At 42.0% G+C, this 23,944-nt stretch carries 24 protein-coding genes; 6 read left to right on the plus strand and 18 right to left on the minus strand.

The features are described 5' to 3' along the window. Window positions 1-23 precede the first annotated feature (23 nt). The 7 genes from AC1DRQ_RS17400 to AC1DRQ_RS17430 all read right to left on the minus strand — a co-directional run bounded on the left by AC1DRQ_RS17400 (window position 24) and on the right by AC1DRQ_RS17430 (window position 6,097). Window positions 24-662, minus strand: a complete 639-nt coding sequence (locus tag AC1DRQ_RS17400; RefSeq protein ID WP_477425886.1) for an MBL fold metallo-hydrolase — start codon at window positions 660-662, stop codon at window positions 24-26. A gap of 155 nt (window positions 663-817) precedes the next feature. Beyond that, window positions 818-1,429, minus strand: coding sequence for a sprT domain-containing protein (locus AC1DRQ_RS17405; RefSeq protein ID WP_429399598.1), 612 nt, complete (start codon window positions 1,427-1,429; stop codon window positions 818-820). Window positions 1,430-1,542: 113 nt separating this feature from the next. Then, window positions 1,543-3,657 carry a ferrous iron transport protein B gene (gene feoB, locus AC1DRQ_RS17410; protein WP_477425887.1) on the minus strand — a complete coding sequence of 705 codons (2,115 nt, stop codon included), beginning with the start codon at window positions 3,655-3,657 and terminating at the stop codon, window positions 1,543-1,545. A gap of 11 nt (window positions 3,658-3,668) precedes the next feature. Continuing rightward, a complete protein-coding gene (locus AC1DRQ_RS17415) occupies window positions 3,669-3,884 on the minus strand; it encodes a FeoA family protein (RefSeq protein ID WP_429399600.1) in 216 nt (71 codons plus the stop codon). Between the two features lie 513 nt (window positions 3,885-4,397). Continuing rightward, complete coding sequence (locus tag AC1DRQ_RS17420) at window positions 4,398-4,793, minus strand: VanZ family protein (protein ID WP_477425888.1); 396 nt, start codon at window positions 4,791-4,793, stop codon at window positions 4,398-4,400. Further along, window positions 4,794-5,174, minus strand: a complete 381-nt coding sequence (gene gcvH, locus AC1DRQ_RS17425) for a glycine cleavage system protein GcvH (RefSeq protein ID WP_429399602.1) — start codon at window positions 5,172-5,174, stop codon at window positions 4,794-4,796. A 206-nt stretch (window positions 5,175-5,380) separates the two neighbouring features. Further along, window positions 5,381-6,097, minus strand: a complete 717-nt coding sequence (locus AC1DRQ_RS17430; RefSeq protein ID WP_477425889.1) for a hypothetical protein — start codon at window positions 6,095-6,097, stop codon at window positions 5,381-5,383. A 56-nt stretch (window positions 6,098-6,153) separates the two neighbouring features. Here AC1DRQ_RS17430 and AC1DRQ_RS17435 point away from each other — a divergent pair, with 56 nt between their 5' ends. Both AC1DRQ_RS17435 and AC1DRQ_RS17440 read left to right on the plus strand, forming a co-directional pair. Next, a complete protein-coding gene (locus AC1DRQ_RS17435; protein WP_477425890.1) occupies window positions 6,154-6,861 on the plus strand; it encodes an SAM-dependent methyltransferase in 708 nt (235 codons plus the stop codon). Window positions 6,862-6,868: 7 nt separating this feature from the next. Further along, window positions 6,869-8,464 carry an FAD-dependent monooxygenase gene (locus tag AC1DRQ_RS17440; RefSeq protein ID WP_477425892.1) on the plus strand — a complete coding sequence of 532 codons (1,596 nt, stop codon included), beginning with the start codon at window positions 6,869-6,871 and terminating at the stop codon, window positions 8,462-8,464. 476 nt (window positions 8,465-8,940) lie between these two features. Here AC1DRQ_RS17440 and AC1DRQ_RS17445 read toward each other — a convergent pair whose 3' ends face one another. The 8 genes from AC1DRQ_RS17445 to AC1DRQ_RS17480 all read right to left on the minus strand — a co-directional run bounded on the left by AC1DRQ_RS17445 (window position 8,941) and on the right by AC1DRQ_RS17480 (window position 14,328). Continuing rightward, the gene (locus AC1DRQ_RS17445) at window positions 8,941-9,642 is read right to left on the minus strand and encodes a LytR/AlgR family response regulator transcription factor (protein ID WP_477425894.1); all 702 of its coding nucleotides are present in this window, start codon (window positions 9,640-9,642) and stop codon (window positions 8,941-8,943) included. Window positions 9,643-9,648: 6 nt separating this feature from the next. Beyond that, a complete protein-coding gene (locus AC1DRQ_RS17450) occupies window positions 9,649-10,803 on the minus strand; it encodes a sensor histidine kinase (RefSeq protein ID WP_477425896.1) in 1,155 nt (384 codons plus the stop codon). Window positions 10,804-10,872: 69 nt separating this feature from the next. Continuing rightward, a complete protein-coding gene (locus AC1DRQ_RS17455; RefSeq protein ID WP_477425898.1) occupies window positions 10,873-11,472 on the minus strand; it encodes a MiaE family protein in 600 nt (199 codons plus the stop codon). 160 nt (window positions 11,473-11,632) lie between these two features. Beyond that, complete coding sequence (locus tag AC1DRQ_RS17460; RefSeq protein WP_477425900.1) at window positions 11,633-11,908, minus strand: type II toxin-antitoxin system RelE/ParE family toxin; 276 nt, start codon at window positions 11,906-11,908, stop codon at window positions 11,633-11,635. Then, on the minus strand, window positions 11,896-12,078 hold the full coding sequence (locus AC1DRQ_RS17465; RefSeq protein ID WP_429399610.1) for a hypothetical protein: 183 nt from the start codon (window positions 12,076-12,078) through the stop codon (window positions 11,896-11,898). Before AC1DRQ_RS17465 ends, AC1DRQ_RS17460 begins: the two co-directional genes overlap by 13 nt. 37 nt (window positions 12,079-12,115) lie before the next feature. Next, complete coding sequence (gene nadD, locus AC1DRQ_RS17470) at window positions 12,116-12,688, minus strand: nicotinate (nicotinamide) nucleotide adenylyltransferase (protein ID WP_429399611.1); 573 nt, start codon at window positions 12,686-12,688, stop codon at window positions 12,116-12,118. Window positions 12,689-12,777: 89 nt separating this feature from the next. Then, entirely contained in the window at window positions 12,778-13,407 is a 630-nt protein-coding gene (gmk, locus tag AC1DRQ_RS17475) for a guanylate kinase (protein ID WP_477425903.1), read from the minus strand. A gap of 45 nt (window positions 13,408-13,452) precedes the next feature. After that, window positions 13,453-14,328 (minus strand): YicC/YloC family endoribonuclease, encoded by an 876-nt coding sequence (locus AC1DRQ_RS17480; protein ID WP_429399613.1) that lies wholly within the window; start codon window positions 14,326-14,328, stop codon window positions 13,453-13,455. Between the two features lie 292 nt (window positions 14,329-14,620). On the opposite strand from AC1DRQ_RS17480, the gene AC1DRQ_RS17485 reads away from it, so the two are divergent. Beyond that, window positions 14,621-15,400 (plus strand): hypothetical protein, encoded by a 780-nt coding sequence (locus tag AC1DRQ_RS17485; RefSeq protein WP_477425905.1) that lies wholly within the window; start codon window positions 14,621-14,623, stop codon window positions 15,398-15,400. 19 nt (window positions 15,401-15,419) lie between these two features. Here AC1DRQ_RS17485 and rnc read toward each other — a convergent pair whose 3' ends face one another. From rnc to AC1DRQ_RS17500, 3 genes are read right to left on the minus strand one after another with little or no spacing between them, the layout of a single operon-like run. Next, window positions 15,420-16,145: a ribonuclease III gene (gene rnc, locus AC1DRQ_RS17490; protein ID WP_429399615.1), complete on the minus strand. Its 726-nt coding sequence runs from the start codon at window positions 16,143-16,145 to the stop codon at window positions 15,420-15,422. 10 nt (window positions 16,146-16,155) lie between these two features. Continuing rightward, window positions 16,156-17,409 carry a beta-ketoacyl-ACP synthase II gene (fabF, locus tag AC1DRQ_RS17495; protein ID WP_429399616.1) on the minus strand — a complete coding sequence of 418 codons (1,254 nt, stop codon included), beginning with the start codon at window positions 17,407-17,409 and terminating at the stop codon, window positions 16,156-16,158. 19 nt (window positions 17,410-17,428) lie between these two features. After that, window positions 17,429-17,665, minus strand: coding sequence for an acyl carrier protein (locus AC1DRQ_RS17500; RefSeq protein WP_031266521.1), 237 nt, complete (start codon window positions 17,663-17,665; stop codon window positions 17,429-17,431). Window positions 17,666-17,813: 148 nt separating this feature from the next. Here AC1DRQ_RS17500 and AC1DRQ_RS17505 point away from each other — a divergent pair, with 148 nt between their 5' ends. The 3 genes from AC1DRQ_RS17505 (at window position 17,814) to AC1DRQ_RS17515 (ending at window position 23,514) form a co-directional block, all read left to right on the plus strand. Then, a complete protein-coding gene (locus AC1DRQ_RS17505) occupies window positions 17,814-18,239 on the plus strand; it encodes an IPExxxVDY family protein (protein WP_429399617.1) in 426 nt (141 codons plus the stop codon). Window positions 18,240-18,304: 65 nt separating this feature from the next. After that, window positions 18,305-19,738 (plus strand): pyruvate kinase, encoded by a 1,434-nt coding sequence (gene pyk / locus AC1DRQ_RS17510; protein ID WP_477425908.1) that lies wholly within the window; start codon window positions 18,305-18,307, stop codon window positions 19,736-19,738. A gap of 437 nt (window positions 19,739-20,175) precedes the next feature. Beyond that, window positions 20,176-23,514: a vitamin B12-dependent ribonucleotide reductase gene (locus AC1DRQ_RS17515; RefSeq protein WP_477425910.1), complete on the plus strand. Its 3,339-nt coding sequence runs from the start codon at window positions 20,176-20,178 to the stop codon at window positions 23,512-23,514. Window positions 23,515-23,944: the final 430 nt, after the last annotated feature.

Consider the following 23,944-nt stretch of genomic DNA (forward strand, 5'->3'; position numbering starts at 1 on the left):
AGTTGCCAGGGACTTTTTGACTGTTAAGTTAAAAAAGGGTTGTTTTGTTTTTCATAACCGATAGTAGTTTCGGGGCCGTGACCTGGATAAACCGTGCAATTATCGGGCAGGGTGAAAAGCTTAGTTGTAATATTATCAATTAGCTGGCTAAAATTTCCGCCAGGCAGATCGGTACGGCCAATACTGAGCCTGAACAACACATCGCCCCCTATTAAAATATTGGCTGCTTTATCATAAAAACATAAGTGGGCAGGGGAGTGGCCGGGTGCAAATATCAGGTTGAGCGTGGTGTTGCCAAATTGTATGCTGCCGGTTTCGGGCAAATATTCATCGGGCAGTGGTGATACTTCGTACCGGATACCCATTTGTGGGGCATAAGCTACAATAGCAGCCAGTACTTCCGACTCGCCCATGTGGAATTTTGGCTTTAAGCCGTATTTATCAAAAACAAATTTGTTGCCAAGCACATGATCAATATGGCAATGGGTATTAAGCAGCAATACAGGTTTTAAGTTATTATCCTTAATAAAATTAACCACTACATTTTGTTCGGTAGCAGTGTACATTCCCGGGTCAATAATTACGCATTCGCCGGTTTCATCATATAAAAGATAGGTGTTTTCCTGGTAAGGATTATTCACAAATGATTTAACTTTTGCCATGCCGCAAAAGTACGGATTTAATTGATTTCGGACTTCGGATGTTCGATTTCGGATTTATTTGTCTGAACGTTGATTATATTGGATTAAATAATCGCCAGTTTTACTACCTACTAAAGCTAATTCCGAAATCGAACATCCGAAGTCCGAAATCAAAACTACTCCTCCACCAACTCCACTTCGGCTACCGGGCTAAACAAATAAACCCGTTTAGTTTTTACCTCCACGCATTTAAAACGCTTGCGTAATTGCTCTTCCTTACGGAATACGCGGCCATCCTTCAGTTTAAATAACGCCTGGAATGGGGCTTTCTCAACCGTAATAACCGATTCTTTGTGTGCATCATATTTGCGAAGGGAGCGGTACAGGTTAAGGTCGGAGCAGCTAGAAGCGGCAGGGTTATTCAAATAGCTGGTGATGGCATGTTTAACATCGTGGGGGAAAATATCCTTTTCAAAAAAAGGCTGCATCATTTTTTTGAAATTGTTTTTCCACTCAGTGCCGTGCGGTTTAGCCTTGTGCTTATGCTCGTTCCAGGTATGCAGGTGTGCAAACTCATGTACAGTAGTTACCAGAAAAGCGTAGGGGTTAAGGTCATAATTTACCGAGATCCGGTGACCTTTACCGGCATGTGGCGAACGATAGTCGCCAAATTTACTGCCGCGGTTGCGCGAAATTTTAAATTCGCATTTAAAGTAATCAATCCAGCGGCCAATCAGGGGCGCCGCGTCTGGTGGAAGATATCTTTCTAAAACTTTTACTTTATCCAATTTTTACCTCAATGCAAATATAATAATTGGCGATTGATAGTCCATAGACCATAGTCGATGGTTTGTAAAGTTTTCAGATACTATGGTCTATTGACCATCGACTATGGACTGAATTATTTAAGCAGGTTATAAACTATAAAACTGGCGGTATATGCCAACACCGTCATATAGGCAAACTGTGCCGCGGGCCAGCGCCAATCCTTGGTTTCGCGATACACTACGGCTACTGTACTGGCGCATTGCATGGCAAAAGCGTAGAACATCATGAGCGAAAACGCTACCGCCAGCGTAAATACAGGTTTCCCGGTATCGGGATTGGTAGCGCTGTGCATTTTTTGCTGTACCGATTCCAGTTTATCGGCATCGCCTTCCACGCTGTAAATGGTGGCCATGGTGCCTACAAAAACCTCGCGTGCGGCAAATGAACTGATCAGGGCAATGCCTATCTTCCAGTCGAAGCCAAGCGGTTTAATTACCGGTTCAATTACATGGCCAAACACACCGGCATAAGAACTCTCCAGTTTTTCGGATGCGATAACCTTATTCAGGCTATCAGGCGTCATACTTTTGGTGTATTGCTGCTGGCTGTATTTTTGGTCGATGCGTGCAAAGCTGTCGCCCGGGCCGTATGATTTTAGTACCCATAATATGATGGATACAGCTATAATTACTTTACCGGCTTGCAGTACAAATGTTTTGGAGCGGTCATACATGGTAAAGGCAACATTCTTCCAGCGGGGCATGCGGTAAACGGGCAGTTCCATAATAAAATAACCGCGTTCCCGTGCCTTTAAAATAAACTTCATAACAAATGCTACCGTAACCGCCGATACGATGCTAAGCAGGTACATGGCCGTAAGTGCCAGCCCCTGCAAATTAAATAACCACCATACATTACGGTTGGGTACAACCAATGCAATAAGCAAAGTATAAACCGGTAAACGCGCCGAACAGGCTACCAATGGGGTAACCATAATAGTGATCATGCGGTCTTTCCAGTTCTCGATGTTGCGGGTGCTCATGATAGATGGCACAGCACAGGCAAAGCCACCAATAAGTGGCACTACCGATTTGCCATTGAGGCCAACCTTGCGCATCACTTTATCCATCATAAAAGTAACCCGCGACATGTAGCCGGTATCTTCCAATATGGATATCAGGGCAAACAGAATGGCTATCTGTGGTATAAACACCATAACGCCGCTTAAGCCGGCAATTACGCCATCAACCAGTAAGCTAACCAGCGGACCGGCGGGTAATGATTTGGTGAGGTTGCTTTGTACCCAGATAAACAGATTTTCGATAAGCGACATAGGGTAGGCCGACCACGAAAATATGGCCTGGAATATGAACATCAGTATGGCAAAGAAAATCACAAAGCCAAATACCTTATGGGTAAGTATCTTATCAATTTTATTGCTTACAGTTTCGTCATGCGCCGTATCAGGTTTTTTAACGGTATCGTACAGCAGGTCATTTATAAAGCTGTAGCGGGCAATGGTTTCTGAGGCCTGTGCCTTTTGCGAGTGGAATGAAAATTCCTGCTCCAGGTGCTCAATGCGGTCGCTTTCTTCGGTAGACAGATAGCTCACTGTTTCGTGCTGGTGGGCCAATTGCAGGGCAAAATAAGGATTATCTATTTTCAGATCGTCTTTTATCTGCGCTATTATTTGCGGGGCGATGGCCTCAATATCAATGGTGTCTTGCTGCAGGGCTATTTTATTAGCATAAGCAATGGTGGTTTTCAACTGATCAATCCCCTTGATCTTTCGGGCCGAAATAGGCACAACAGGTACCCCCAGTTTTTGTGCAAACAGATCAACATCAATGGTGATACCAGCCTTTTCAGATACGTCGATCATGTTTAAAGCTACCACAATGGGTATTTTTAAATCGGCTATCTGCGTATAAAGCAGTAGGTTACGCTTTAAGTTTGATGCATCCAGTATTACCACAACCAGATCAGGCACCATACCTTTGGCTTTATCGGCCAGTACAGAAAATACAATGGATTCGTCCTGGCTTTTAGGATAAATACTATAGGTTCCGGGAAGGTCAATGATTTCGGCTGTACGACCGTCGGGCAACTGGCAATAACCTGTTTTTTTATCAACAGTAACTCCCGGAAAGTTTCCTATTTTTTGATTAAGACCGGTTAAAATGTTAAAGAGAGTTGATTTACCGGTGTTTGGATTTCCTACAAGTGCAACTCTTATATCAGCTTTCAATTGCTACAAAACTACTGCAAAATTATAGTGGAGGCTTCAAATTTACGCAGACTTAGCTGGTAGCCCGAAACATGTATGGCAATTGGATCGCCAAGGGGGGCAATACGTGAAATTCTTATTTCTTCGCCTGGCAAGCAGCCCATTTCCATCAATTTTACCGACATTTCAAGATCAGTAAATTCTTTAACAATTCCGGTTTCGCCTATTTCAAGTTGTGAAAGTGTCATCGTATATTTTTAACCTGAGCAAATGTAACCTTATTTAAATTAAATCCAAATAAGAAGCTGTAAAATTGATGTGCAAGCTTGCAAATTTTAAATGTATGACTGAAAAGTGATTTAAGAATGACAGGGTAGATGTGTGGATGTGCAGATTTCAGATGTACAGATAAGAACTACTATTGCTCCATATCTATCCCATCATTTGCGCATCTGCATATTTGCACATCAGTTTTTAAGGGCGATGGTTGAGTGGTGACAGTGTTTTGTCAGTATGTTCAAAAACTTAAAATATTGATTATCAGGCATTCCATGGTGTTCATGAGTGTTCATGGGTATGGATGTGAACGCTCGGACTGCAAATTTCCATATTAATCCTACCCAATCATCTGCACACCCGCATATTTGCACATCTGCACATCAGGAAGATTTATCTTCCCAAAATGCGGGCAGCCACAGCCTTTTTTAAATATCCCGCAGGATGAAAAGCTGATCAACACAATTGCTCCTAATAATATCAATTTACTTTTTAACATAACCAACTGCACTATTTGTTACCATTACACCAAATACTCCCATGCAGGCTCCCAGGCTATCTGCAAACAGATCGCTCCAATCGGCGCTGCGCCAAATAAAAACGGTAAGCTGCAATATCTCAATCAGCCCGCCAAAAATAATAGCTACAAGGGTAATTAATATAGCTTGTTTATACGAGAACCGGGCTGGTTTTTGTTGCCTTATAATGCCATTGCAAACCAGTACCACTAATGTAAAAAAGAAACCCGTGTGGGTAAGTTTATCAAATCCCGGGAAAAATGCAGACGAATCACCCACATCGCCTAAATCTGCAGAGCACATGATAAAAACAAATAAGGCCCACAAAATAGTGAGCCCATGATATTTTAATATCGATTTCATTTAAACGCCTACAACCGCTTTGTAATCATCGGCAGATAAAAGGCTATCTATTTCTGATACATCTGCAATACTGATCTTTACCATCCAGCCTTCGCCATATGGATCAGCGTTTACCAGGTCGGGCTGATTATTAAGCGCAGGGTTAATTTCAGTTACAGTTCCGGTTACCGGCATAAACAGGTCTGATACCGTTTTTACAGCTTCAACAGTGCCGAAAACTTCGTCTTTGGCAACTTCTTTCCCTAAGGATGCAATATCTACATAAACAATATCGCCCAGTTCGCTTTGCGCAAATTCGGTAATGCCGATAGTAGCTTCATTGCCTTCAACTTTTATCCACTCGTGGTCTTTAGTGTATTTTAATTCAGCGGGAAAATTCATGTTGTTAATTTTATGTGCCCAAAAATAATAAAACTTTAGGCTATCGCAATATTTTAAGATTTATTGTAGAGAGAGTGGTCTGGACCGGATTTTGTCTGAACCAGGATTCATGGGATTAAAGGATTGCCCGGATTAGGGAAAACCCTATAAATCCAATAAATCTGCTTAATCCCGGTTCAGACAACTCTCCCGATTCAGATAAACCCTTACGCCGCGCTCGAAATATATTTCACCAGGCTCCTTTTTGCCACTGGCAATAAGGTTTGCTCCAGCGGGAAAGTGATATCACTTTGAACATAATACACCGCGGGGTTGGGTAAAAATTTGTTCCTGTTTATTAAGCCTAACTTGATGGCCTCGGGTGTGTTGGTTATGCTGCGTTCATAAGTATCAATAAAGGATACATTTATGCCGCGGTATTTATCATCCTTGCCTTCAAAAATAGTGAGCCGGTACTCGTAGATCCAATTGGTGCGCTCCTTGCCGTTACGTAACGAAAAATACCCATGATAAGGCATCAGCGGTATAATACCAACCGGGTCAATATTAAGCTGGCTTTCCACAAAATCATATATCTCTTTACCTATCTGAATGGCCGGATCCATTTTGGTCAGGGCGTAAGCTATAATGTGCTCAATTTCCTGCATGCTTTGGTCGTCTTTAATAATTTTTTGGTAGGTAAGCTTTACCGCGTCAATATCGGCCTGGGTTAATCGCTGCGGAAATGCCTGCTGCAACAGCGTTTTGTTTTTTTTAAAATCGATCAGGTTATTGTAGTGGAAGATCAGATCGGCAAGATTGGGATATAGCCTGCTTTTATCAAAATGGCGGTTTATCTCCTGCAAATAATTCAGCAGAACGTACTTTTTGTGCTCAAAATCAATATATCCCTCAATAAACCAGTTTACGCCTAATGAATTCATTTTTTTCAGGCTCCTTTCAATAGCTTAAATTAAACAAAAAACACCAACTTTGCAATATGCCCTATGGAACCCTTTATTTAATACCCGTACCCCTTGCCGAAGAAGCGGCGGCAAAATCATTTACCCCGTACCTGGTTGATACCATTAACAGTATTAAGGAGTACATTGTAGAGAACGAAAAAACGGCCCGTAAGTTCTTGAAAGAGGCCGGCTTAAAAACGCCGCAAAGCGAACTTATTATTCATGATTATAGCAAACATAACCGTGATATGGGTAAAGCCGATTTTTTTAAAGGTTTGCAGGCAGGTAACGATGTGGGCTTAATGAGCGAGGCCGGCTGCCCAGGTATTGCCGATCCGGGCGCCGAGATTGTAGATAAGGCCCACCGTATGGGTATAAAGGTAGTGCCCCTGGTAGGTCCAAGCTCTATTTTACTGGCGCTTATGGCTTCGGGTTTTAACGGACAAAGTTTTACTTTTAATGGCTATTTGCCCATTGATAAAGTGCTGCGCAGTAAAAAGATCAAAGAGCTGGAAGGTTTGGCTATTAAACTTGATCAAACCCAGATATTTATTGAAACACCTTTTCGCAATAATCCGCTGCTGGAGGAAATTCTGAAAACCGCCAATCCCAAAACCAAACTTTGCATAGCCTGTGATTTGACTGCCGCCACGGAATTTGTACAAACCAAAACCATAACCGATTGGCAAAAAAAGGTGCCGGAACTACATAAACGACCAACCATATTTTTATTATTCCATTAATGAATAAATGACGATTACGCAGCAGCATACCAGCGTGTTGATAGTAGGAGCCGGTCCATCGGGGCTGATGATGGCTGCCCAGCTATTGCGTTATGGTGTGCAGCCCGTAATTATTGATAGTAAACATGGGCCAACCAACTACTCTAAAGCATTAGCGGTACAGGCCCGTTCCCTTGAAATTTACCGGCAAATGGGGGTTATTGATACTATAATTAAAGGTGGTAAACAAGCAGCCGGTGTGGTTTTTAATCAGGACGGAAAAGAAGTTGTAGCACTATCATTAAGCAGTGTAGGCGAAGGGCAAACCGCTTTTCCCTTTGTTCACTTATATCAACAGAGTAAAAACGAGCGTTTATTGCTTGATTATTTAACCCTCAATTGCTGCCCGGTTTATTGGGATACTTCACTGTTAACGCTGGAGCAGGGTGCCGAAAAAGTAAGCGTACAACTGCAAACAGGTAACGAAACACAAACCCTTTCCTGCGATTGGCTTATTGGAGCCGATGGTGCCGGGAGCCCGGTGCGCAAACAATTACAGATACCTTTTAATGGCGATACCTACCAGCACCGGTTTTATTTGGCTGATATTAAAATAATTAATGCCTTTGGCGACAAGGTGAACCTGTTTTTATCAAAAAAAGGATTTGCCGGTTTTTTCCCCATGCCCGGGGAGCAATGCTATCGTGTTGTTGGGAACCTGCCCGATAAGTTTGATAACAAAGAAGAGCTTCAAATTGAAGAAATGTTACCGTACCTGAATGCCGTAACCGGATCTGAGATTGGGGTTGAGCAAACCACCTGGTTCACTACCTATCGCCTGCATCACCGTATGGCCGATAAATTCAGGCAGGACAGGTGTTTTTTAATAGGCGATGCTGCGCATATCCATTCGCCGGTAGGCGGGCAGGGTATGAACACCGGTCTGCAGGATGCTTATAATCTGGCCTGGAAACTGGCTGGTGTAGTAAATAACCAGTTTAAAGATGCTGTTTTGGATAGCTATGCTGCCGAGCGAATGCCTGTTGCAAAAGACCTGTTGAAAACTACCGACCGTGTTTTTAACATAATACTATCGCGCAACTGGTTTATTAACCTGTTTAAAAAATGGGCATTACCCACATTACTGAAAACCGTTTTTGGGAAGCCCGCTTTAAGGGACGAGTTTTTTAAACGGGTGTCACAAACAGGGATATCCTACCGCCATAGCCGGATCAACCTGCACCTGAGCCATCATTCTCCCATCAAAGCCGGCGACAGGCTGCCATACCTTAAGATGTTTGACGAAAAGAAACAGCAGGAAACTGATTTACATGAATGGTGTAGCAAGCCAGGCTTTACGCTGATAACCTTAGGTAAATTACAGGAATTGGACCTGTTTACTTTAGCCAAATGGATAACCCAAAAATACCCGGCCAACCTTAACTTTTTTTACCTGCCGCCATCGGCCAGGAACCAGCAGGTGTTTGATGCTTTCGGGATAAAAGAAAATCAAAAGAAAGCCATTATTGTACGCCCGGATATGCATATCGGCCTTATTAATGATGTAGTGGATATTGAAATGATGGATAATTACCTGCAGAATGTAATGGGATTTAAGGTGTGAATTTGTCATCCTGAGGAACGAAGGATCTATTCATGAACTATGCATGTTAATGGCAGATGCTTCATATGCTACCCATGGCGTGTTTGTTCTCATTAACAAGACACCCCCTCGGGGTATCGTGTTAATAGGATAATAATCTCAGAGTATTAGCTCCATAGGAGCTTCCTGACAAGTTAAAGGAAGCTCCTATGGAGCTGATAAATGTACTTCAATATTACTATAAACACGATGCCCCGATGGGGCGTGAAAGCAAGTCATTGTTCCTTCAGCGTTTCTCCAATTTATCACTCAGCATGACAACTAATGTTAAAAAAGCGCCTGCATATAAAACACAGACGCTTATCGAACTTATTATTAAGAAAAAAAAGGGGCTATTTAGCTAATTAAGCAGCACATTATAAATATGTGTTTTTGTCTTATACCGTAAGACTGGGTATCGGTAAACAGGTGCATTGTATCGATAAAATCCAAATTTTTTATCTGAATTTCATCCAGTTGCGGATAAAGTCCTGGTAACTTTCGCTCACCGGTAGTTCAATATCCGTTAGTTTAACCTTGCGGTTTTGTATAGATCGGATCTTGTTAACCGGTACAATATAACTGCGGTGTATGCGCTGAAATTTATCAGCAGGCAATTTTTCGAGCACCTTTTTTAAAGGCATCAATGTAAGCACGGTTTTGGCATTGGTTAAATGGATCTTGATGTAATCTTCCATGCTTTCAATGTATTCAATAGTGGTTAGCTCAATTTTTACCATCCGGTATTCTGAGTATACATACAGGCTTTCTTCAGTTGGCTCATTGGTTGTTTTATTTTTGTAACGGTAATAATCAATGGCTTTTTCAACCGCCTTTTCAAAGCGTTTAAAATCAATTGGTTTTAAGATATAATCAAGTGCTTCCAGTTCAAAGCCTTCATAAGCAAAGTTTTTATAGGCGGTGGTAAATATTACAATAGGCTTAACCGGGAGAGATCGCACCAGATCGATACCTGTAATATCGGGCATATTGATATCGATAAAGAGCAGATCGACGGGTTTGGTTTTTAAAAATTCGGCACCTGATATGGCATCGTCAAATGTTTTTACCAGCTGCAGGGCCGGGAAACGAGATATGTATTCGCTTACCAGCCTCAGTGCCAGTGGTTCATCATCAATAGCTATGCATTTAAGTACCATCGGGGTTTATGTTTGTAAGGTAAGCTTAACAGTGTATTGATCGTTTTCGTTGCTGATGTTTAACAGATGCCTTTCAGGATACAAATGGGCTAAACGCTGTTTGGTGTTTTTTATACCAATACCTGTACGCTGATTTTCATTCCGGCCTAAAAATATCCTGTTTCTGCAAAAGAACGAAATGTCTGCGGCGCTGGTATGTATTTTAATATCAATAACAGATTTTTCGTGCTTGCTGATACCATACTTAAATACATTTTCAACAAAGGTCATTAATACCAGCGGGGCTATATTTTTACTATCAATGTTGCCTTCAACTATAAAATTGATAGATGTGTTATTACTAATTCGCAAACGCTGGAGCTCAATATAATCGCCGATACAATCAACCTCGCTTTGCAGCGGAACAAAATCAGCGGTCACATCATCGGTTACATAACGCATAATGTTTGATAGCTTCATGATGCTATCGGGAGCATGGTCGTCTTTAGTAACGGCCAGTGTATAAATGTTATTTAGCGTGTTAAACAAAAAGTGCGGATTGATCTGTGCCTTTAAAAAGGAGAGCTCTGCGCTGGTCTTGTCGGCCTCGGCACGGGCCGCGCGCTGTTCAGTAAGCTGCCATTGCTGTATAATTTTAATGGCGGTGCTTAAAGCCATGATCATTAAAAATATAAACAGGCTGGAGCTATCCAGTGGAGGGGAGCGGTGTTTAATGTTAACACCGCCTGTACCCTGTTGATTGGATCGGAATGGTGGCGGGGGCGGCCCTTCGGGTGGCTGTCTGCCTTGTTTAGAGTAATCTGCAGGTGGTGGTCCAAAAGGGTGTTCCGGGGGTGTCATCCGATCATCTACCCGGTTTTCACTGCTTCTTACCAACTTGTCAAAAGGTTGTAAATAGTAAACACCACCAAGTAATATCAGGGTAATGATGCTGTAAAGCACATACTTCTTTTTTAAAAAAAGTGCCGGAATAAAATAATAGGCATTACTGTAAAAAAGGAAAATATAGGTAAAGCAAAACAACCAGTAACTGGGCTTTTGCAATAATGACCATATGGAGCTTTCTTGTCCGTAGCTGTTTAAAAATACCAGCGGAAAAGCCATGAACAATAGCCATCCCGCAATATGTATAATAACAGAAAATGCTTTAAAGCGCGACATATGTAAATTAACACATTCAATACCAGCAATAAAAAAAGTATCGGTAATTACCCGGTTTGTATAGATGAATTACCCGTGTATGGTTTCGCTTTTGCCATAGTTTTGTATTACCCGGGCTTCGTATTCCAAAAATTCCTTCCAGCGTTTTTCTACATCAATTTCAACCGCGTATTTTTTAGCAAGGCGTATAAACATAGCATAGTGAGTAGCCTCGCTCACCATAAGCTCATGATAAAATTCGGATAAATGGGGATCGTTAATATTTTCAGACAATACTTTGAAACGCTCGCAACTGCGGGCCTCTATCATAGCCGAAAACAGTAAACGGTCAATCAGCTGGGCCTCGCGGCCACCGCCTATAATGATAAACTTGCGCAGTTCATTCACATAATTGTCTTTCCGTTCGCGGCCCAACACAAAGCCCCGCTCTACAATAATGTCATGCACGCGTTTAAAGTGGTCCATCTCTTCCTGAACCAGCATAGCCATTTCCTGCACCAGATCAGACAGGTTAGGATTTTGAACAATAAGGGTAATGGCATTGCTGGCTGCTTTTTGCTCGCAAAAAGCATGATCGGTCAAAAGCTCCTCAATATTGCTTTCCACAACATTTTTAACCCAAAGCGGATCAGTAGGCAGCTGCAGTTTAAGTATGGTTTTTTCGCTCACAGTAACAAAGATAGTTGAAGAGGGTGAAAGGTAAAAGGATAAAGACAAAAGGTAAGAAAAGAGATAAAAGTATAGCGGGTAAAACCTCCTTTTACCTCATCACTTATACAAACTCCGGATATATGCTATTCTTCCGGTTTAAAAGCGGGATTGTTGGTTATTAGGCGGGAGTGTTGGTGGATGGTAAGGATATTGATTTGATTTTCGATATGATTTGATAAATGATCCTGTAGTTTCTAAAAATAAATTCCCTGAAATTTTCGTCATTTAACTCCGGAACAATCCGGCCTATAAAAGGCTGTTTAGGTAGTTGATCTATTGCCTCTATGATTTTCCTCTTCTCTAAAGAAGCGTATCTGATCGAATCACGTTTTATATATTCAATGATTTCTTTAAGGTCAAATTTGGCAGTTTTAGAGAATATTATTTTAGCCACGAATCCATTTCCTTTTTTAAATCTTCCCAATCTATTCCTTCTCCGTTTTCAATTTCTTTTTGGGCGGATTCGATTTTTTCTAATAAAAATACCCTTTCCACCAAATCATCAACAGAAAATGTTTCAGGCATGTGGTCTATCAATTCCTTCACTTTATCCTTAGTAAGCATAGCTTATCCTCCTTTTTATTAAGTTAAATATACCAAATTACTTATACAAACTTTTGCTCTCAATAAACTTTAAAACCGGATCTGGTACAAAATATTGTACGTTCTTTTTTTCGGCGATGGATTTACGGATAAAGGTAGCTGATAGTTCCATCTGTGGGGTCATGGTGATGGTAACTGAGGGATGGTCGGCCAGTTCGGCGTTTTCATAACCGGGACGGGGATAAACAAATATCTTGTAATCGCGTAATATCAGCTTATAATTTTTCCATTTATGCAGTGTTCCCAGATTATCTGATCCCATGATGAGGGCAAATTCATGTTCGGGATACTTTTCTTTGAGGTGGGCAAGGGTATCAATGGTGTATGACGGCTGCGGCAGCTTTAGTTCCACATCGCTTACATTAATATTGGTAGCATGATCAGTAGCCAGGCGGGCCATTTCAAGCCGGTCATAGGTATTGATCAGGTCACCATATTTTTTAAGCGGATTTTGAGGTGATACCACCAGCCACACCTTGTCAAGTGTGGTATGGTTGGCCATGTAATTGGCAATAATCAGGTGCCCTATGTGTATGGGATTAAATGAACCAAACAGTAAGCCTATTTTCATATCAGGTGCCCCCTAACCCCCTAAAGGGGAATGAACGAATATATTTTTTGATGAATGTGAAGCCCTGACTAAATAATTTTAGTGCCCCTTTAGGGGGTCGGGGGGCAAATAAAATCCTTAACCAATTGCTCGGCCTCTTTGCAGGCCGTTTCAAGATCGTAATTTTTGAGGATAATATCAAATTGAGGAGCGTATTTCAACTCTTTTTCGGCTTTTACAAAGCGTTCCTGTAATTTCTCAGGACTATCAGTGCCACGGCCTGTCAAACGTTCGATCAAAACCTCTAATGATGGCGGCTGTACAAATATGGCCAGTGCCTGTCCATCGTATTTACGTTTCAGGTGCATACCACCTTCTACGTCAATATCAAATATTACTGTTTTCCCTTTTTCCCAAATCCTTYCAATCTCTGTACGTAATGTACCATAAAAGGTTCCGGTATACACTTCCTCAAACTCAACAAATTGTTTTTTTGCTATACGGTGTAAAAATTCCTCTTTACTGATAAAGTAATAATCTTTTTCATGCTCCTCATCGCCGCGGGCCTGCCGGGTTGTTGCCGAAACGGAAAATTCAAGCTCTGGCATTTTGTTAAGCAAGTGATGTACTATAGTAGTTTTACCCGCTCCAGACGGTGCCGAAAATATAATGAGTTTGCCTTCTTTGGACATTTTTTGTTCAGTCATTGGGTCATTGTCGTCATTAGGCCATTGTGTCATTTTGATTTTTCAATGACTAATGACCAGATGACTCAATGACTATTACTATAAAACGTTTAATAATTGTTCTTTAATTTTTTCAAGCTCTTCTTTCATCCCTACTACCAATTTTTGAATATTGGCATCGTTTGCTTTTGAGCCCAGGGTATTTATTTCACGACCTATTTCCTGCGATATAAAACCCAGTTTTTTACCGTTGGCATCGGCGTTTTTCAGGGTTTCAATAAAGTATTCGCAATGGGTTTTAAGTCTTATTTTTTCTTCGGTAATATCGAGCTTGTCAATGTAGTATATCAGTTCCTGTTCAAAACGGTTCTGGTCAATGGCTTCGCGGTTAGTGGCTTCGTTCAAAAATGTGTTAAGCCGCTCACGGATAAGGGGTATACGTTTTGGATCCTCAACCTCCACCAGTTCCAGGTTTTTCAGGATGATGTTGATGCGGAATTTCAGATCATTTTCCAGTACGTTACCTTCATCGGCCCTAAATTGCTGAAACGCGGCTAACGCCTGTTGAAATGTTTTTTCAACCAGCTTCCATTCGTCTTCAGATACGGTTTCATCGTCATATTTAACCACCTCGGGCAGGCCCAGGGCAAGTTGTAAAAGATTAGTGGCAGGCTCATTAAGCTCCTGACTTACATCTTTTAGCTGCTGATAGTATTGTTTTAGCAAAACCTTGTCAATACCTGCTGCTTTTACAGCGGCATTAACCTGTTCTACATTGATGGATAAATTCACTTTACCGCGCTCAATTTGTTTACTGCAATCATTACGCAGCTGAAATTCTTTTTCAGAAAACATTTTGGGCAGGCGTAGTGATAGCTCGAGGAATTTACTGTTCAGGGATTTGATCTCAACGGTATATTTTGTATTACCCGAATCAAAACTGGCAATTCCATACCCTGTCATGGATTTTATCATGTGCAAAGATAGGGTTTTAGTCGGAAAGTCTAAAGTCTTGAGTTCTGAGTCCAGGGTTTGAAAATGTATCGCTTAAACATCAACTAAACACTTTAAACTTAAGGCTTAAGACTTTGGGAGAGGGAAGTCTAAAGTCTTGAGTTCTGAGTCCGGGGTTTGAAAAAGTATTGCTTGAACACCAACTAAAGACTTTAAACTTAAGGCTTAAGACTTTGACGCTACAAGGCGCTTTAACACTTTTTTACATTTGGTGTAAAATACAGTTGGTATCTTTGCGTTCATATACATATTAATGCATTATCGCTTTTACCTGCTTCTAACCATCTGCTTTTGTTCTGTTTTAAAGGCATCAGCTCAGGAATTTACCCTTAAAGGTGTGATCTCCAAAAAGAGTTCGCCTGAGCGTGTGGGACAGGTTTTGATCAAAAACTTAAAAACAAACACCCTCATGCTGAGCGATGATCTTGGCTGGTTTTCGATAAAAACTTCTGTTGGCGACACCCTGCTTTTTACAAAGGAAGAGTATACTCCGCAAAAAATTGTTGTGCTGAATAACAGTGATATGCCCGTGTATATGCAACCCGTTATAAGGCTTGAGGAAGTGAAAGTTTTGGGCCAAACCAAAAAGCAGGAGCTTAATGATATCATGAGCGATTATCGAAAACAAGGTACATTTTACAGTGGTAAGCCTCCGGTATTGTCCTTTTTAGCTAACCCGCTTACAGGTATTTATGAGCTTTTTGGCAAAACACCCGGTCGTGCGCGGCGGTTTGCAAATTTTGCAAAAGGAGAGTCGGAACAGGCCGAAGTTAACCGGCGATACAGTGTTAGTTTTGTGAAAGAGTTTACCAAGATCCCGACAGACAGCGCGGCCCGTCGATTTATGAGTTATTACACCCCATCATATGAAGATCTGAAAGGATGGAATACCTATGACCTGATCAAACACACCCAAAAAGCGTTTGAATACTACAATAAAAGTCCCGATAAAGAAAAATTAGAACAGTTGAACTCCCCGACATTTATAAAAAGAGATTCAACGCTAAAGTTATCATCGCCAGGGCAAAATTAAGAAGGCAAACGGGTAGGGGTTAAATGCCCAGGGATTCGCAGGCTTTTTCGGCAGCCAGTTTTTCGGCGTTCTTTTTACTAAATTCTTTGCCTTCGCCCATTACTTCACCATCAACACTGGCTTGCACGGTAAATAGTTTAGTGCTTTCGCCTTCCTGGTTGGTTACCAGTTCAAAAATAATATCCCTGCCATGGCGCTGGCACCACTCAATTAATTTACTTTTAAAATTAGTTTCGGTTTGCTCCAGCTTATGGATATCAATATGCGATTTGATGATATGGTTAATCAGGAAATTCTTGGTAAAATCATACCCCTTATCCAAATAAACGGCACCAATTAAAGCTTCAAAGGCATCGCCAAGTAAAGAACCCTGCCTGCTGGAATTAAGCATACGGTTATCATACTCAATCAACTTATCAAAGCCAAGCTTGCGGCCAAGCTGGTTAAGATTTACCCTGCTCACAATTTTTGAGCGCAGTTCAGTTAAAAAACCTTCGTCTTCATAAGGGTATAGTTTAAAAAGTACTTCGGCCACTACACTGCCTAACACAGCATCACCTAAAAATTCCAGGCGTTCGTTACTGTTTTTTACCCCTTTTTTAACATTTTGAGCAACCGATTTATGCCTGAATGCCAAACGGTATAAAGACAAATTGCCCGGCACAAAACCGAGCAAGTTCTTTAAAATCTTAACGTACTTTCTATTGGGCGATATATATAGCTTGTAAAACTGACTTATAGGCATCAAACCACAATTAATCTTCGTACTTTTTAAATATCACAGAAGCGTTATGGCCGCCAAAACCAAATCCATTGCTTTGAACTATCTTCACGTCCCTTTTTTGGGCAGTATTGAAGGTGAAGTTTATTTTAGGATCAAAAGCAGGATCATCAGTAAAATGGTTAATAGTTGGTGGGATAATACCGTTTTTTAAAGCCAATATAGAGGCAATAGCTTCAACCGCACCTGCAGCACCTAATAAGTGGCCGGTCATTGATTTGGTTGAGCTGATATTTATACGGTAAATATCATCGCCAAAAACATCATGTATAGCTTTAATTTCCTGTGGATCGCCAATTGGTGTTGATGTTCCGTGAACATTTACATAATCAATATCGGCAGGTGTAAGGTTTGCATCTTCCAAAGCAGCCCGCATAACCAATGCCGCGCCAAGCCCATCGGGGTGTGGTGCTGTCATGTGGTAAGCATCGGCGCTCATGCCGCCGCCTATCATTTCGGCATAAATTTTAGCGCCACGGGCCTTGGCGTGCTCCAGTTCTTCTAAAATTATGGTACCGGCACCTTCACCAGCCACAAAACCATCCCTATCCAGATCAAACGGACGTGAAGCCGTTGCCGGATCATCATTACGGGTTGATAATGCGTGCATAGCGTTAAAACCGCCAATACCTGCTTCGTTGATAATGGCTTCAGAACCACCGCTTATAAACATATTAGCTTTACCCAAACGGATATAGTTAAATGAATCGATAAGGGAATTGTTTGATGAAGCACAAGCAGAAACAGTTGAAAAGTTTGGTCCGCGTAAGCCATATTTAATAGAAATATGACCGGGAGCAATATCAGCTATCATTTTTGGGATAAAGAAAGGATTGAAACGTGGAGTTCCATCGCCTTTGGCAAAGTTTACAACTTCATCTAAAAACGTTTTTAAACCACCAATGCCTGATCCCCAGATAACTCCAATACGGCTGGTATCTAATTTTGCAAAATCCAATCCCGCGTCCTTTACAGCCTCTTCTGTTGAGAAAAGGGCGTATTGAACAAAAGGATCTAATTTGCGGGCATCTTTACGGCCCAAAAAACCATCCGCATCAAAGTTTTTTACTTCACATGCGAATTTAGTTTTGAAATTTGAGGTATCAAAACTTTTAATAAAGGCAGCGCCACTTACCCCATTGATTAACCCGTTCCAGTACTCTGAAACTGTATTACCAATTGGAGTAAGTGCTCCAAGCCCGGTTACTACAACTCTTTTAAACTCCATTTAATCCAGTTAGGGAGTCTTATTTAACGTTTTTTTCAAGGTAAGCAACAGCCTGACCTACAGTACCGATAGTTTCAGCCTGATCGTCAGGAATAGCCACGTTAAATTCTTTTTCAAACTCCATGATCAGTTCCACGGTGTCTAACGAGTCGGCACCAAGATCATTGGTGAAACTCGCTTCTGGCGTAACTTCACTTTCGTCAACACCCAGTTTTTCTACGATAATAGCTTTTACTCTTGAAGCGATATCAGACATAGTCTTTATAGTTTAATGATTAATAAAAATTCAGTGCAAAGAAAAATAAATTCTGTCAATTATCAAATCTAAAACTTTTACAATATATTTCGGTAACAAAATTTTATTCAAACAGTTTCGATTTGTATTTTTGAACGTCGTAAAAGTAATGATTTTGAACAGGAAATTTTTAAAGTTTGAGATCGATTTTGATTTTGTGCTTATTGCAGTAACAACTTCACTAAAAGATTACAGGGTTTGTTATCTTATCAACAAGTTTTTAAATTTTAATTTTATTAAATCTAATGACCTGGCCGTTGATATTTATCAGGGTAGCGAGCCGGTTTTGTTTTCGTTGTACCATTATCATTGGGAAACAACCGAAACAGATTTCTATTTTATTGGCAATAAAGGCTCTGAGGGCTATTTAGTGCCCGAAATTAAGAGCGCCGATTATTTTTTAATGATCAGGAATTATATTGACGACGATGACCTTGACAACCTGATCTCGACCCTTAATAAGATCCCCGAAATTGTGGCCGCCGTAAAGATTGATCCGAAAAAAATAAAATCACGCGAAAATCTATTATTTTAGCGCAAAATTTAAAAAGAGTGTTGGTTTTACACTAATGTAAAGTAAGCCAGTTTAACCCGAACAATATGAAACTATACTATAATCGTACAAAAATTGTGGCCACCATGGGCCCGGCATCCGCTAAAAAAGATGTTTTATTAGCCATGATAAAAGCCGGTGTTAATGTTTGCCGCCTTAATTTTTCGCACGGAAGACCTGAGGATCATAAAGCCGTGATCGATACCATTCGCGAAATTAATGAAGAATATAAGACCAACGTAGGTATCCTGGCCGATTTACAAGGCCCTAAGATTCGCATTGGTTTGGTAAAGGATGGTGGTATCCACTTGGTTAATGGCACACATATTAAAATTACTACCCAGGAGTGTATAGGTAATGACGAGCAGATCTATATTACTTATGATACCTTTCCGCAGGATGTACAGGCAAATGAAATTATTTTGCTTGATGATGGTAAGTTACAATTAAGGGTACTTGAAACCAATAAGATTGATACGGTTATATGTGAGGTAGTACATGGCGGTATTTTAACTTCACGTAAAGGGGTTAACTTGCCAAACACTAAGGTATCTATCCCAAGCTTAACTGAGGAAGATCTGATAAACCTACAATTTGCATTAAAATATGATGTAGAATGGATAGGCTTATCATTTGTACGTACCGGACAGGATATTATTGAATTAAAACACATTATTGCCCAAAGCGGTAAAGCTGCAAGGGTTATAGCCAAAGTTGAAAAACCAGAAGCTATTGATAATATTGACGAAATTATTGCCGCTACTGATGGTGTAATGGTGGCCCGTGGCGATCTTGGTGTTGAAATGCCTTTGGAAGAAGTACCGTTGTTACAAAAAATGATTGCGCGCAAGTGCCGCGCCGCTTCAAAACCTGTAATTGTGGCTACTCAAATGCTGGAGTCAATGATCACCACTCCGCGCCCAACACGTGCCGAAGTTAATGACGTGGCCAACTCTGTACTTGATGGCGCCGATGCAGTGATGCTGAGCGGTGAAACATCAGTTGGTGAGTTCCCGGTTATTGTTATTGAAACCATGGCTAAAATTGTACGTAATGTAGAGGAGTTTGGCTATAACTTTAACACAACAAAAGAAGAAAACGGTGATCCGGCATCACCAAACCTGAGCGATGCGGTATGCGAATCGGCAGTTCACCTTGCCCAGCGTACCAACGCGGTAGGTATTGTATCCATGACCACATCAGGTTATACCGCTTTTGAAATATCAAGCCACAGGCCACAGGCAAGTACCTACATATTTACATCAAACAAGCAATTGTTAAATGCATTGAGCCTGGTTTGGGGGGTGCGCTCTTTTTATTATGACCAGCTGGAAAGTACAGATCAAACTATAAGCGATGTAAATAACATCCTAAAATCAGAAGACCTGATCAAGACCGGTGATGTAGTGATCAATACCGCTGCTGTGCCTATTATTAAACAAGGTAAAACCAATATGCTTAAAGTAAGCGTTATTGAATAATCTTATTTAAATATATTTTTAATGGAAAAAGGCTCACCGGTGCAAACCGGCGAGCCTTTTTTGTTAAAGTGTTCTTTACTCCAGCACGAAGCCCCCTCTAAATCTCCCCCAAAGAGGGAGACTTTAAAGCATTTTAAAGCCCTCTCCTTTGGAGAGGGTTGGGTGAGGCTTCCTGCCTCACAATGACGCGCCGATGAAAAACTTCTTTTTTGCTAAAAGCGTCGCTCATCCAGTGTTAAAATCCTGAAAATTTTAATTATTAACACGATAATTATTTGAAAATAAGGTAATTAAAAATCAATATACAGCACGGAGGCTTATTAACTGACACATGTGGAAAACTCTGAATAGTATGATGATTTCGATAATAATAGATTTGAGTAAAACACCCCTAATGTTTTTAAACGCTACTCATACATCATTATAATTATTATACCATGGCCAAAAACATAACTCCAAAAACACCCGGCGCAGGTGGGGCGAAGGGGCTCAAAACAGCCCGCTATTTCAGCAAAGAAGGCATTAATGTATTTGATTTGTTTAAGTACGAAAAGCGCTCATCGGTGATCCGCAATCCATCTGGTGATGCGGTGTTTGAAATGAATGATGTAGAAGTGCCGGCCGCGTGGTCGCAGGTGGCTACTGATATATTGGCACAAAAATATTTCCGCAAGGCCGGGGTGCCACAACCCGATGGCACAAGCGGATCGGAAAAAAGCATCAAACAAGTTGCCCACCGCATGGCCAATTGCTGGAAAGACTGGGGCGTACGTTACGGCTATTTTGCTACACCAAAGGATGCCGATGTATTTTATGACGAAATAGTTTATACTATTGTTGGGCAGCTGGCGGCGCCAAACTCGCCGCAATGGTTCAATACAGGTCTGCATACCTCTTATGGCATCACCGGCAAGCCGCAGGGCCATTATTTTGTTGACCCTGTTACCGAAATGTTAAGTAAATCAACATCAGCTTACGAGCGCCCGCAACCACATGCCTGCTTCATCCTTTCGGTTGATGACGACCTGGTGAACGAGGGCGGTATCATGGACCTTTGGGTGCGCGAAGCCCGGATCTTTAAATACGGATCGGGCGTGGGTACAAACTTTTCAAAGATCCGAGGCGAAACAGAAAAACTGGCCGGTGGCGGTTATTCATCGGGCTTAATGTCGTTCCTGAAAATTGGCGACCGCGCGGCAGGAGCTATCAAATCTGGCGGTACTACCCGCAGGGCGGCCAAAATGGTTTGCCTTGATCTTGACCATCCCGAAATTGAAGGTTTTGTGAACTGGAAGGTAGAGGAAGAAAAGAAAGTTGCCGCGCTGATAGCCGCCGGATATTCATCAGATTATGAGGGCGAAGCTTACCGCACCGTATCGGGCCAAAACTCCAATAATTCGGTACGCATCCCTAACAGCTTTTTCCATGCACTAAAAGGAGGGTCACCCTGGGAATTAACAAGCCGCATCAGCGGCAAAACCACCAAAACCATCCCATCACAAAAACTGTGGGACGATATAGCCTTTGCAGCCTGGGCCTGTGCCGATCCCGGCGTACAGTTTGACAGCACCATTAACGAGTGGCATACCTGCCCCGAGGGCGGTCGCATCAATGCATCAAACCCGTGCTCGGAATATATGTTTTTGGATAATACGGCGTGCAACCTGGCATCCATTAACCTTGCCCATTTTTTTGACCCGCAAACCCGGGTGTTTGACGTAAAAGGGTTTGAACATGCCTGCCGCATGTGGACCATTGTGCTGGAGATCTCGGTTTTAATGGCGCAGTTCCCATCAAAAGAAGTGGCGCAGTTATCATACGATTACCGCACTTTAGGTTTGGGTTACGCCAACTTAGGTTCGGCATTGATGGTGAATGGCATTCCTTATGACAGCGATAAGGCCCGAGCTATAGGCGGCGCTATTACCGCCATCATGACCGGTACGGCCTACGCTACATCGGCCGAAATGGCCCGCGAGTTGGGAGCTTTCCGTAAATACAATGAAAATAAACAGCACATGCTGCGGGTAATGCGTAACCACCGCTATGCTGCTTATAACTCTACCGAAAATTATGAAAACTTGGAGATAGCCCCTCCCGGCATCGACCCTAAATATTGTCCGGATTATTTGCTTTCTGCTGCCTGCAACGCCTGGGATAAGGCTGTTGAAATGGGCGAAAAGCATGGCTACCGCAATGCACAAACCACAGTTATTGCCCCAACCGGTACCATAGGTTTGGTAATGGATTGCGATACAACTGGTATTGAGCCCGATTTTGCATTGGTAAAATTCAAAAAGCTATCGGGCGGAGGTTATTTCAAGATCATTAACCAGGCTGTACCCGAAGCCTTAAGGAACCTGGGCTACCGCGAGCATGAGGTTACCGCTATTGTAAATTACGCCAAAGGCGCTGCCAGCTTAAAAGGCGCTCCGCACGTCAACACCGATAGTTTAAAGGCCAAAGGTTTTACTGATGATGAGCTGGAAAAACTGGATAAGGGCCTGGTATCGGCATTTGAGATCAGTTTCGCGTTCAATATATGGTCGTTAGGCGAAGAGTGCCTGAAACGTTTGGGCATTACCGCCGAGCAATACAACGCGCCCGATTTTAATGTGCTGCGGGCTTTAGGGTTCAGTAAAAAGCAAATTGCCGAAGCCAACGAATATATCTGCGGAACTATGACCATTGAAGGTGCGCCGTATTTAAAAGAAGTACATTACCCCATATTTGATTGTGCCAACAAATGCGGCGCCAAAGGCGAACGTTATATACACGCGCATGGGCATATCAAAATGATGGCCGCCGCGCAGCCTTTCCTTTCCGGCGCCATATCAAAAACCATCAACCTGCCTAATGAGGCCAACGTTAATGAAATAAAAGATTGCTATCAGTTGTCATGGGAGCTTGGCTTAAAGGCTAACGCGCTTTACCGGGATGGCTGTAAACTATCACAACCATTGTCGACCAAATCTGATGCGAAAGAGGAGGCCGAAGACAAGCTGGAAACGGTAGAAGAGGTATTAGGCGAAGCTGCCAACGTAAAACTAAGCGACCTTACACCCGAACAGGTGATTGAAGCTGCCATGGCCATCATGGAAAAATCAAAGGATACCAACTTCATGCGCCAGCTATCGCGCGTGGTTGAAAAAAAGAATTTGCCGTTTAAACGTCGTGGGTTTACCCAAAAAGCCAGTATAGACGGGCAAACTGTATTTGTGCGTACAGGCGAATATGAGGATGGTACTTTAGGCGAAATATTTGTGGATATGCACAAAGAGGGTGCAACCTTCCGCTCACTCATGAACTGCTTTGCCATAGCCGTTTCGGTTGGTTTGCAATATGGTGTGCCGCTGGAAGAGTATGTAGAGAAGTTTACCTTTACCCGCTTTGAACCTGCTGGTATGGTGGTAGGGCATGCCAATATCAAAAGCGCTACCAGTATCATCGATTATATTTTCAGGATGCTGGGCTACGAATACCAGGACCGTACCGATCTGGTACACATTATTACCGATAAAAACGGGATCTTGGGTAACCCGCAAATGGGTGATGAGGATTTTAACACCGACGAGAGCAATGTGTATCAACCCGTAAATAAACCGGCTGCAACGGATAGTTTTAACAGCAACAATAAAAGGCAGGGCATGTCGGTTGATCTGAGCATGGGTGTGCAAAGTGACGCCCCAAGCTGTAACGTATGCGGGCATACCACCATACGCTCAGGTACCTGCTACAAATGCCTTAACTGCGGCAACTCCATGGGGTGCTCTTAAATTAAGGTAAATTCATATAGGCTTTTTGTTCAGTTATAAATAGTTAATATGTGTTAAACCCCGCCGTAAGGCGGGGTTTTTTTGTTGGGTTGCTTATATTGTCATCCTGAGCGATAGCGAAGGAGCTATCTGCGACTTGCATGTTGGCAAACAGATTCTTCGCTATCGCTCAGAATGACAAAGGGATAAAATGATAGTTTTAAAGCCTAAGTTAAAAAACGTTAAACCAATTCCATAAGCCTCACGCCGTTGTTGGTGTTGTCACTATAGGTGTTGGGAAGAAATAAAAAGAAAGCTTGGGCCTAGTGCGATTCCTTCCTTGGGGAAGGTGGAGGTAGGGGTTTATTGAACATTACAGGTTTAATCGCACGTATAAACCCCTCCCTGCCATTTCACAATCCACGGCACCCCTCCCAAGGGAGGGAATATA

The organism is Mucilaginibacter sp. P4_E8, from assembly GCF_056401495.1.